We start from the raw sequence: 12,012 nt of genomic DNA on the forward strand, positions 1-12,012 counted from the left end.
AAAGGAATAAGAAAATAAGCCCCAATGAGGTTAGGATCAACTTGATATTCATTGATTAAAATATTAGGAATTAATATAGGTAAAGAAAATATACAGATCGAGTATCCTATATTAAATAAGATTAAAAAGCGTGCTCGATTATTGCCAAGAATTAGTTTATAGTGAGGCAGAGTTTGCTTTAAGTCAAAGTTCAATTTGTGTTTGCTAGCGATAGTCTCCGGAATGAGAAGAACATAGAGAACTAATAGACTAATTAGCCCTACTGTTAATATATTAAAAATAGTTCGCCAGCCATAGAGTACGGTAATACTACCTCCCCATAAAGGACCTAAAGCAGGTGAGCAAACATAGAAAAAGACAATCCAAGAGTTGTAAATCACAAATCTTCGGGTAGGATAGATGTCTTTTAAGATAATGGTAGAGAGTAACCCTAGACCACCAAAACAAAATCCTTGTAAAAAGCGATTTAAATAAAGACCAAAACCTTGATCAACATTGACGATACTTATATTAGTGAAAATTCCTAAGATAGAACAAATAATAACAATGGGTTTTCGCCCCCAGTTATCAATCATAGGTCCCCAAAATAATTGCCCTATCCCCATGCCACAGAGGAAAAATGCTTGAAGAGCAATAATACTAACTTGAAATTGTTCTTTTAGTTGTCCTATAGCAGGAGAAAATGAAGTATTTTCTAAGCCAGTAATAATGGAGAGTAAGGTCAAGATTAAGACAAGTAACCAACGCTTGGGAAGCTTTTTCCTTAAAGATCGTTGATGTTTACTTAAAGTATCATAGTCAGGTTCGTAGATGGTGGTCGCAGAATGAGGTTGCGACATAAATAATCCTTGAGATTTGATTACTGCATATTATACTGCCGAAAAAATGATAAATAAATAAGTGGATAAAAATAAAAGCTATTGAGGATTTGAATCTAGTATCTAGAAAGGTAGAAATAAAATAGACTTGAGAATTAAGACTCAAGTCTATTTTATTTTAATTTAATTAAGAGTAACTATTTTAGATAGTTTAATTACTATTGCTATCATATGGAAAATCTACATTAAAGATAAATTTCCATATTTCTTTAGCCTTAAGGTAGTCATCATCTAAGGGAATATTGAAATTAAAGTTCAGTTTATTCTCTAGAATTTGAAGCGGAGTGTTGCTAAAATTATCTAGAATTTGAAAGATAGGGATTTTTTGAACTTTTTGATGTACTTCACTATTTTCTTGATAATTTACATATTCATGAACTAAAATTGTACTTTTAAATTTATCACTGTTACTGCTAAATGTTCCAACTACAGTTATTAGAGCAATACATTTTATAAAATGTTTAGACTTTGAGTATTCTTTAATATATACAAGACAGTATTTAGAAAGTTCAAATAAGTCATCAACATATTTTACATCATATCGATTGTTAATAATTTCTGCTGGGTACTCATTATTGAATTTTTTTGCCAGATTATAAATTATGTATACATAGTTAATAGATTTTTTATTTTTTAAAATTTCTGTAAGTGATTGTTCGAATATTTCTGTTATATGATTACCAATGGTATCTGCATCATAAGTTTTATGTACCATTTGATAAGCTTGTTCTTTGGTGATATTTTGAGCTAGTGTTTGCTGTGGTAATAAGCAGAGACTAGAGATAGCAATAATACTAGCTAATTTCTTAAAAGTTTTATTGAGATACATATACATTATATTGTTGATTTAAGTTGAATTTTTAGTAAAAATACTAATGATATTCTTTTATTATAGCAGTCTTATAGACTTAAGATAATTAAGGTCTTTGAAGAAAAAACTTGAGTTAGTTTTTTTGGTGGTAAAAAGTTATTTTTTTGTTTTAAACTTCACTAAAATGTGAGGTTTACGTGGTAAAATATAAATACTTTTTGCATTTTAGCTATCTTTTTTACCAAGTGATTTACTCAAGTAATCGTAAAAAAAGATAGTTTTGTTATAACTATAAAAAATAAAGTTATTAAGAATACAATTTTTAATAACTATTTGTTTTTCACTTACTTTTTTGCGTATATTAAAAATCTATGACGAATATAGATAATTTCGTTCCTGAGGCAAATGATGCTGCTGAACGTTCATTTGGCAGATTTGAATTTACCTCCTTGGAAACTGTAAGAAATCGTCTGATAAATCTGTCTCGAACTAATCGTCTGATTAATTTCCAAGATAGCCGTGCTTTACCTTTGGTCGAGCAAAATCTAGCTAGTTTGGTAAAAAAATTTAGTCAGAACAAAGACTATTCTTTGCTTCTTTTTAAGCGTTTAACCTTTGCTCAGTTTTTGGAATATTTTGCTTGGCTTGAGCAAGATCCAGTAAGAAAACAAACATATCTCAGAGAGAATGAAAAGTTTTCTTGGCTCAAACCTGAATTAGAAGTAAATACTCAAGTTAAAAAATATGCCCGTGAAAATACTTTGCAGGCATTGACCAATAAAGATAATGAACTCCAAGGTGGTGAAGACTTTATCGAGCTTTCGACCGAAGAGCAAGAGTTTGCTGATCTTGACCAAGATGAGCAGCTTAATGACGCTCAAAATTTGGCAAATGAAGAAAAGAATACTCGTTTTTCATTATTGCCTTATTTAGAGGGAGAAAAACTTACACCTGAAGTAATTATTCCTTTATTATTAACCGATTCTAATGCTCGTGAGAATTACCTTAGCGGTCGTGATCCTCAAGCTTTTATCCCTGAAATTCTTGAAAAAGGAATTAATCTTGAAAGCTATGCTACTTTTGCTTTAGAGTATGAGAGCAAAGATTTAGGGGTTGAAGAAAGCAAAAATCCACAGTTAAAATTACCAAAAGCTTCGAGTTTACAGGTTTGTGGTTGGCAAGCTAAAGCTGGAAAACAGCTAGATAACTTCTATCGTAATAACCAAAAGTCGATTCGTGAAATCGGGGCGGGGATTTTATATTTAACCGTAGGTTTAGTTGAATATCTAGATACAGATAATACTAATTGCTTTGCTCCGCTTTATCTTATTCCTGTAAACTTAAACGATAAATCTTCAGCTAATGGCGTACAAATGAGTATTAGCTATACGGGTGAGGATATTATTGAAAACGTCTCTTTTGCTGAGAAATTACGTTTGGATTTTAATACTTATTTACCTCGAGTAAATATTGCAGAAAATCTGTGGCAAGAAGAGAAAAAATTAAAACAAGGAATTAAGACTTCTTTTACTTTAGAGCAAATTAAAGAACAGCTAGCTAAGGTAAATAAAGATGCAACTTATAGCTTTATCGAGTATTTAGCTTTAGTTGAACAATCCTTACAAGAACAAGGATTTAAATTTTGTTTACATGAACAAGCTTTTTTAGCAACCTATCAGTTTGCTAAACAAAGAATGTATCTAGACTTAGATCCTGAAGAATGGCCAAGTCATGCTCGTTTAGAGAACAATCAACTCATTAATACCTTGTTTAATGAAAAAACAGGGGATAAAGACTACGTTGTTGGGGTAGAAAATAATGAATATGCTATAGATCAAATTGAAAATATTCATGAATTATATCCTCTACTTGACGAGGCGGACTCTTCTCAGCATTCGGCATTAATTGATGTAATCCAAGGGAAGAATCTAGTTATTGAAGGACCTCCAGGATCGGGTAAATCGCAAACGATTACCAATATGATTGCGGCGGCGATGAAGCAAGGAAAGAAAGTTCTTTTTATTGCTGAGAAACTAGCAGCTCAAGAAGGGGTATTACGTCGTTTACGTGGTATGGGGTTAGGTGATTTTTGTTTAGACCTGCATGATAACCATATTGCCAAAAAAGCGGTTTTTGAGTCGATAGAACAACGTTTAAGTTCTTTAGGAAAATATGTTTATCCTGAAGGTTTGCCTAATGCGATTGCTCAGTACGAACAATATAAAGAGATCTTAAATGCTTATGCTGAACAGATCAATGCTCCTTATCTAAATTCTGGATTTACCAATCAAGAAATCTTAGCAGCTGCCGGTTACTATAAGCAGTTTAACTTTGTTAATGGTGGTATAGGTTTATTTAATCCTCAAGTTACCGAAGATGAGGTTGCCCAAAAGTTTTTTACTCGAGATAATTACGACAATATTATTACCGAATTAAACAGTTTTACCACCGTAATTAATAAAGTAAAGGCTTCGTTAATTTTACAGTCACGTTACTTGCGGCAAACGCAACAAGAGCAAGATCCAATTATGGCAATTGTTGCGAAAGCAGATTCATTTGTGACTCAAGATGTAAATCAAATAAAGGGTTTAGGAAGTTTTAGTTTTAAAGGTAATTATAAAGCTCCGCAAGTAAATTTACATGATCCAAAGTTAGCTCATTTACGTATTAGAGATCACTTATGGTATGGAGTAACGGCTAAAGAGTTAAATTCTTTTGATAGTGCAAAAATTATCGAAAGCCTCTACAATTGGCAAAAAAGTTTAGTTGAAATTAAAGACTTTTTACAAACTTTACTTCGTACTCATCAGGTAGAACCGGAAGCTATAAATGCCAATGGAGAATTAGCTCCAAGTGGAGCTGATGCTCAAGATTTAGAATTAGCTCATCTAGATTTATTATCCCTAGATATTTTTGCTCAAAAATTCTCAAGCTTACCTTTAGCTAAAGTTAATGATTTTGTAGATTTAACTTTACTCCAAGAGTTATTACATAATCCTCTAGAAGAGGGGTCTTTATTTAATAATTTACAGCATGACCTTGAGCATTTAGAAAGATATCTTGGTTTTAGTGCCGCTCAAGGACAAGGTTTATTTAACTATACTTATTTAGATTGTTTAGAGCAAAAGAAAAGATTTACTGGGGCTGAAGTTGATTTTAGTAAGGTAAGTTTAATTCCAGAATTAAGGAATAAACATTATTCTTTAGCTGAACGTCAAAGACTTCTAAGTCACCCTGAAATCGGAAAGTTATTTGCTCATTTAATTAAGACTTTACCTCTTGTTGAGCAACACTTGATCAATAGTGGTGATTTAACGCAATTAAATCGCTTTGAAGTAAGTTTAGAGAATTATCTCAAGCGTGATCAAGAAAACCAAAAATCGGCAACTGAGTTTTTAAATTATTTAACCACCAAGTTGTCAGGTACTTTAGAGTTAAACTATCAACAGTTAGTAGATTTAGCGAGTTTATTAAGTGAGTTACCCGCTTCTTTAGTAAAATATCGAAGCATTAACTTTTTAAGTCCGATCTTAGAAACTAATTATCAAGAATTAGCTGAATCAATTGAGCAGTTACGCTATGAAATTAACTCTCTACAAATGGACTTTGATTTAGGACATCTTGCAAGTTACGAAGAATTTGTGGAAATGCGTAAAGCAATTATCAATAAGCCGAATTTTATTATGCGCTTATTTGATAGTAAATATAAAAATGCTAAGCGTCGTTTCCTCTTATTAACACGAGGCATAGATTATGATGATATTGCGGTGGAGAGAATCCTTGCCCGTATAGATTCTTACTATGCTAAATTACGTTTATTAGAAAATTCACAAACCTTTAAAGATTTCTTTGGTGCTCTCTACCAAGGAGCGGAGACTAATCTTAATAACATTAAAATTCTTTGTGAATGGTCAAATAAAGTTGCAAATTATTGTCGTAATGAGTTAAGTAATTCTCAAGTTAGTCCTGTCTTAGCTTATTTATTAAATGAAGAAGAGTTTTTTGCGGTAGTAGAAATTGGGAAAACTATTGCTAGTGACTTCGATCGTCTGCGTCAAGCTTCCGATGAATTAAATACCTACTTAGTAACTCCAATTAAAAACTACGGGCAACTAGTAAATTTAGCTCAAATTTTACTTCCTGAAATTCAAATTTTAAATAAGTTAATTCGCACGAATTTTAAAGTTGTAGATCTCCAAACTACTTTACAAGATGGTTTAGCTTTATTCCATGAGCAAATGCACAAAGAAAGAAGATTTAGTTCGCATTTAATTAATGAGCTAGATCTTGAAACCATCTCAACTTATGAGGCTTCTTTAAGTGTTCTTCATTCTTACTTAGTAAATCCTGAATTAAGTCCGGCAACTAGTCAAAGACTATTCCAAGAGCATCCTCGTTTAATGGTTATCGTTAATACTTGGTATTTAGCTCAACAATTTATAGGTTTAGCAAGACTAGTTGGGGAATTAAAAGCTTCTAACATGCAAGCAATTGCAGGAAACTTTGAGCAAGTAAGTGATTTACAAAAACAATCTCAAGTTGGTTTGAGCTTAAAAGAAGTATTGCGTATTGCTCGCATGCAACAAACGCAAGTAAGAACTACGAATGTAAGTAAATTAAATATTACTGCTCGTGGTATTCTCTTGATGTTTAAAGCTTTCCAAGGCTTTAAAGACTTTGTCCAAGCCCAAGAGAAAATCAGTGGCTTAAGTGCAAGTATTAAACAGGCACGCCAAGCTTTTGCTGATTTTGTGCAACTAACAAGTTTGCAAGATCAATTATGGATTGGCGAAAGTACCAATAGTCTTTTAGACTTAATTGTGAGAAATCAGTTAGCTTTAGATTGTGCCGATGGGTTAATTGAATGGATTGACTACTTAAGAGCAACCGAAAGCTTAGATAATTTAGGCATTGGAAAAATATCTCACTATGCTGAGCAAGTAGCAAATTTAAGTTCGGCTCAATTAGCAGAGATGTTCTCCCAAGTATTCTTCAATTTCTTAGCTTGGAAAGTAATCGAAAGGTCTCCGGTTTTAAGAGATTTTTCATCAATCAACCATAATGCTGTAGTTGAAAAATTCAATCAAGCGGATCAAAATTTAAAACTATTACAACGTCAAAATACCGCATATGCTATAGATCTTAATACGCAAACTCTTCCTGGAGTTGAGTCTAAGCGACCAGCCGAGTTAACCGAGATGGCGTTATTGCGTTATGTAGCTAACCATAAAAACATGAGAGCAAGTTTAAGGGATGTAATTTTCCGTGCGGGAGCTTCGTTACAAGCTCTTAAACCTTGTTTTATGATGTCTCCAGCTTCGGTAGCTCAGTTTTTAACGCCAGGTGGGTTAGATTTTGATCTTATGATTATGGATGAAGCTTCGCAGGTAACCCCTGAAGATGCTTTAGGAGCTATAGCTCGCAGTAAGCAAGTAGTAATAGTAGGAGATCCAAAACAGTTACCACCAACTAATTTCTTTGGTCGAGTAACTAGTGGCGGTGATGACGATAATCAGCTTATTACGCAAACAGCAAAATCGATTCTTGATGTGGCAACGACAATTTTCCCAACCCGAATTTTACGTTGGCATTATCGTTCGCAGCATGAATCTTTAATTGCCTTTTCGAATCAGCGTTACTATGGATCTAAGTTAATTGCTTTCCCATCTCCATATGCTCAACATCCAGATTATGGAGTTAAGTTCTTTAAAGTAGAAGGAACTTTCCATTATCAAAGAGCAAATCCGCAAGAGGCTAAAGTGGTCGCTCAGGCAATGGTTGAACATCTAGTTAAGCATCAAGATCAAACCTTGGGTGCTGTAGCTATGAACCAATGCCAAGCAACTATAATTGAACGAGAGTTCATGCGTCTGTTAGAGAAAAATCCTCAAGCCATGGAGATTTATCGCAAATACGAGCGTACTCTTGAACCGGTATTTGTAAAAAATCTCGAAAATGTGCAAGGGGATGAGCGAGATGTGATTATGATTAGCTGTACTTATGCTCCAGTAAAACTAGGTAATAAGTTACCACAAAGATTTGGTCCAATTAATGGAGCTGCTGGTGGTAAGCGTCTTAATGTTCTCTTTACTCGAAGTAAAAAGCGGATGGAAGTATTTTGTTCCTTTAATTATCAGGAGATTCAAAAGCGTAATGAAACTGCAGAATCAGGCGTAAATGATTTACGTAGTTTCTTAAAATATGCTCAAACTGGAGTTTTAGAACAAAATAGTCCTAGAGTTTTAGGTAAAGAAAGATTGTCGACAGCAAATTATATTTCTCACTCTTTAATGACAGAGTTAGGGACACAATATACAATTAGTACTGAAGTTGGTAGTGCTAGTTATCGTATTGATATGGCTTTTGCTCCTTTAGGAAATTCAACCTATATTTTAGGTTTAGAAACCGATGGGCAAATGTATGCCGAAGCTAAGTCTGCTCGTGATCGTGATCGCCTCAGAGCTATGGTTCTGCGCCGTTTAGGATGGCAATTAGAGAGAATTTGGACTGTAGACTGGTATAAGTATTCACAACAAGAGATTACTGCTGATCTTAAAAATATGCTTGATCAGTTAAATTAATTTTATAGTAAAATATAGGGAGGCTCAGCCTCCTTATTTTTTGCTTTTTAGTCCTTATGAAAATTACTTATTTTAATCAACCTCCGTCATATGCTAAGATTCCTGATCTATTAGCTCAAGAGTTAAATACTCAGGCTTTGACTGGAGAAGTAGAAATTTATTTCCCTTTTACCTCACGTGAAGTTGATGGTTTTATTAATCGTAAAAATCGTCAAGAATTAATTGCTCATATTGAGCAAGTAAAAGAGAATCGACCTTATCGAGTTTGTTTTTCTCCGATAAGTGTGCTTATTGTCCCTTACACTAAAGAAATGCCTGATTTTTTAACTGATTATGTAGATCTTTGTCTTGGACAAGAATCAGTTAAACGCTTTCCTCGAGCTAATTATTTTCGTTTGCCAGCTTGGTGTTTACGCTTGTTTGGTTTGTTTCCAACTATTGATAAAATCAAAGCTAAAATTACCGAACTTGAAGCCTTACGTAAACAAGATCCTTTTTTACGTAAAGAGTTTATGGGTGGTGTAATCAATAAAGATACGAGATTTTTTAGTAGTGGCTCGTTAAAAGTCTTTACCATGATTACGGATATAGATCCTTACTTAAAACATTTCAAAATCAATTTTGCAGGCAACTATAAACGTAATGATTTACGCTTAGAACAAATCTATCAAGGGGATAAGGTTGCTTATTTGCAAAATTTTACCTTTAATTTATGTCCGGAATATTTAAATTTTCATGCGGTAGTTTCGGAAAATCTTGCAATTTGTTTAGAGGCGGGCTGTATTCCTGTATATTGGGGAGATTTATCTGAAGATAAGCTCTATTTTAATGAAAAGGCAATGATTGCGTATGATGTGACAAGAAGAATGGAAATTTCAGAAAAATTCCGTGAAGTCTTTTTAAATAAAGATAAGTTTTTAGAAGAGAATATTTTTACCCCTGATGCAGCAGAACTGATTTTCCGTAATATTTATGCTCCAATTATGGCAAAAATAGAATTGGATTTAGATCTTGATCTGCAATCTTACTTAAGAGATAATCCGCAAGGAGAGAGAATTAAGCATTTTCATAAACAAATGCATCCTCAAGCTTGGCCCGTATTTATTGAAAACTCTCAAACTTATCTTGAGAAATTAAAGAAAGATTAAAGTATTTTTTAACTTAAAAATAGTTTAATAAATTAACAAAACAGAAAAAAGCAGGAATTACTCCTGCTTTTTTGCTAAACATTAAATCTAAAGTGCATTACGTCACCATCTTGAACAATATATTCTTTACCTTCAAGACGTAATTTACCTTTTTCTTTTGCTCCTTGCTCTCCATTACAAGCTACAAAATCATCGTAAGCTGTAACTTCAGCACGAATAAAGCCACGCTCAAAATCAGTGTGAATAACGCCAGCAGCTTGTGGAGCTGTAGCTCCTACTGGAACAGTCCAAGCACGTACTTCTTTAACTCCTGCGGTAAAATAAGTTTGTAATTTTAGGAGTTTATAACCAGCACGAATCACACGGTCTAGACCTGATTCTTCTAAACCTAAATCTGCAAGGAAAGCTGCTTTTTCTTCGTCATCGAGTTGAGCAATCTCTGCTTCAATGGCTGCACAAATAGGAACAACAACAGAACCTTCAGAAGCTGCTAAAGCTTGTACTTTTTCTAGGTAAGGGTTATTTTCAAAACCATCTTCATTAACATTGGCAATGTACATTACTGGTTTTAAGGTTAAGAAGCTGTAGCTTTTAATTAGTTTTTGTTCATCAGCACTTAAACCTAAAGTACGTAAAGATTTACCTTCAGTTAAAGCTGCTAAACATTTTTCAATTACTTCTAATTCTGCTTTAGCATCTTTGTCGTTACCTTTAACACGTTTGCTAAGACGAGGTACTGCTTTTTCACAAACATCTAAGTCAGCTAAAACTAATTCAGTGTTAATAGTATCTATATCGTCTAATGGATCTATACGACCATTTACGTGAATAATATCATCATTTTCAAAGCAACGAACTACATGTCCAATAGCTTCGGTTTCGCGAATATTTGCTAAGAATTTATTCCCTAAACCTTCACCTTTTGAAGCTCCCGCCACTAAACCTGCAATGTCCACAAATTCCATAGTTGTTGGAATTACACGTTCAGTTTTTACAATATCTTGTAAAACATTAAGACGTGGATCAGGCATAGGAACAATACCTGTATTAGGTTCAATCGTACAGAAAGGATAGTTTTCTGCTTGAATTCCCGCTTTGGTTAAGGCATTAAATAAAGTAGACTTACCCACATTAGGTAGACCTACAATACCACATCTAAAACCCATGAATTTTCCTTAAAATTAATCAGAGATATGAATATAAAAAGTTATTACGCTGTAATTATACAAGATAAAACAAATTTATGCTAATTAAACACAAGTTTAAGTAACTATTTTTGATTAAAGGTAGTCATGGTTTTTTCTAAACCAATTTTAAAGATATCTTCAATACCTTTTACTGCTTTTTCTACCGCTTGCTCATTTAAAGTACGTTCAGTAGCAGTTGGACGTCCAAGAACATGACCAGTAACTTTTGCTTTGTCTCCAGGATGACCTATACCTATGCGTAAACGCCAGTATTTTTCGCCTGCAAAACGATGAATGTCTTTAAGACCATTATGCCCTGCGTGACCACCAGCAAACTTTAAACGACAAGTGCCTGGTTCTAATGCCATTTCATCATGAATTACCAGCATCTCTTCGGGTTTAATATTATAGAAGTTAAGCATAGGTTCTACCGCTTTCCCTGAAAGATTCATAAAAGTAGTAGGACAAAGGATTCTTACTCTATGCCCATTAATGGTAATTTCACCAACTTCACCAAAGAATTTTTTTTCTGCTTTTAAGTTAGCGTGATAAGTTTTAAGGAGAGCGTCAACTACCCATTTACCAGCGTTATGTCTAGTATCTTCATATTCTCTGCCTGGGTTATTGAGGGCAACAATTAGTTTTATATCTGACATTTTTGTTGTTTATAAGTTTGAATGTTGTAGATTATACGTTTTTTGATTTAAAGAAAAAGCACGAAATACATCGTGCCTTATGCTTAACCTTTCATACTAAAAGATTTATTAGGGTTTAAGCCTCTTTTTTTATAAGGAGCAAAAAATTGACTTAAGAAAACTAAGATTCCTGTAAGTGCTAAAACCACAAAGAGAACTAAAGTCCACTCGATAAGATTTAAACCAAAATAAGGAGGACCTGCATTTTCACAGTTACCTAGAGGAGCAAAAACACGAGGGAAGTATTTTTGTGGTAAAGATCCTAGTTTATCAAAATATAAAGGACAGCTCACGCCAATTTTAAAAGGGTTAGCTATATGATCAGCGATTTTATCTAAGTGGATAATGCCGTTGATCACCCCCATAATTGAGCCATAGAGTAACCCCGCTATAGCTAACATACGTAAGATAAAATTTTTCGGGGCAATCATACCAATAATTCCAGCTAACGCAATGATGTAAAGATAGAATCTAGCAATTACACAATGGTAGCAAGGAAGTTCATTAAAGTATATTTGTAAAATTAAAGCAAAAGCATTAGCACCTGCACCTGCTAAGAAGATGAGGAACCAAGGGAATCTTGCAAGACTCCAACGTTTTAATAATCTCATGTAAACTTTCACGCAATAAAGGTTATTAGGAAGAAGTAGCGTGCCTCCGTTTAGATCAAAGCTGTCTAAAATACAAAATTAAAATACTATCATAAGAAGAC

Annotated in this window: 7 protein-coding genes; 2 read left to right on the top strand and 5 right to left on the bottom strand. The window is 33.6% G+C overall.

Annotation, left to right across the window (positions count from 1 at the left end; translation table 11 throughout):
• Positions 1 to 839: MFS transporter (locus CKF59_RS01485; RefSeq protein WP_119534215.1), on the bottom strand; the 839-nt coding region annotated here is incomplete at its 3' end.
• Positions 840 to 1,029: 190 nt separating this feature from the next.
• Positions 1,030 to 1,707 (bottom strand): hypothetical protein, encoded by a 678-nt coding sequence (locus CKF59_RS01490; RefSeq protein WP_147397093.1) that lies wholly within the window; start codon positions 1,705 to 1,707, stop codon positions 1,030 to 1,032.
• 353 nt (positions 1,708 to 2,060) lie between these two features.
• Here CKF59_RS01490 and CKF59_RS01495 point away from each other — a divergent pair, with 353 nt between their 5' ends.
• Together CKF59_RS01495 and CKF59_RS01500 are read left to right on the top strand one after the other, a co-directional pair.
• Entirely contained in the window at positions 2,061 to 8,270 is a 6,210-nt protein-coding gene (locus CKF59_RS01495) for a DUF4011 domain-containing protein (RefSeq protein WP_119534217.1), read from the top strand.
• A gap of 56 nt (positions 8,271 to 8,326) precedes the next feature.
• Positions 8,327 to 9,418, top strand: a complete 1,092-nt coding sequence (locus CKF59_RS01500; protein WP_119534218.1) for a hypothetical protein — start codon at positions 8,327 to 8,329, stop codon at positions 9,416 to 9,418.
• 74 nt (positions 9,419 to 9,492) lie between these two features.
• Here CKF59_RS01500 and ychF read toward each other — a convergent pair whose 3' ends face one another.
• From ychF to CKF59_RS01515, 3 genes are all read right to left on the bottom strand, one after another.
• Positions 9,493 to 10,584: a redox-regulated ATPase YchF gene (ychF, locus tag CKF59_RS01505; RefSeq protein ID WP_119534219.1), complete on the bottom strand. Its 1,092-nt coding sequence runs from the start codon at positions 10,582 to 10,584 to the stop codon at positions 9,493 to 9,495.
• 104 nt (positions 10,585 to 10,688) lie between these two features.
• On the bottom strand, positions 10,689 to 11,261 hold the full coding sequence (pth, locus tag CKF59_RS01510) for an aminoacyl-tRNA hydrolase (protein ID WP_119534220.1): 573 nt from the start codon (positions 11,259 to 11,261) through the stop codon (positions 10,689 to 10,691).
• Between the two features lie 83 nt (positions 11,262 to 11,344).
• Positions 11,345 to 11,911 (bottom strand): disulfide bond formation protein B, encoded by a 567-nt coding sequence (locus CKF59_RS01515; protein ID WP_119534221.1) that lies wholly within the window; start codon positions 11,909 to 11,911, stop codon positions 11,345 to 11,347.
• Positions 11,912 to 12,012: the final 101 nt, after the last annotated feature.

The organism is Psittacicella gerlachiana, from assembly GCF_003585965.1.
Classification (GTDB): Bacteria; Pseudomonadota; Gammaproteobacteria; order Enterobacterales; family Psittacicellaceae; genus Psittacicella; species Psittacicella gerlachiana.

Coding starts and splice junctions, on each gene's coding strand:
- CKF59_RS01490 (WP_147397093.1), bottom strand. CDS start 1,707: ATGTATCTCAATAAAACTTTTAAGAAATTAGCTAGTATTATTGCTATC.
- CKF59_RS01495 (WP_119534217.1), top strand. CDS start 2,061: ATGACGAATATAGATAATTTCGTTCCTGAGGCAAATGATGCTGCTGAA.
- CKF59_RS01500 (WP_119534218.1), top strand. CDS start 8,327: ATGAAAATTACTTATTTTAATCAACCTCCGTCATATGCTAAGATTCCT.
- ychF (WP_119534219.1), bottom strand. CDS start 10,584: ATGGGTTTTAGATGTGGTATTGTAGGTCTACCTAATGTGGGTAAGTCT.
- pth (WP_119534220.1), bottom strand. CDS start 11,261: ATGTCAGATATAAAACTAATTGTTGCCCTCAATAACCCAGGCAGAGAA.
- CKF59_RS01515 (WP_119534221.1), bottom strand. CDS start 11,911: ATGAGATTATTAAAACGTTGGAGTCTTGCAAGATTCCCTTGGTTCCTC.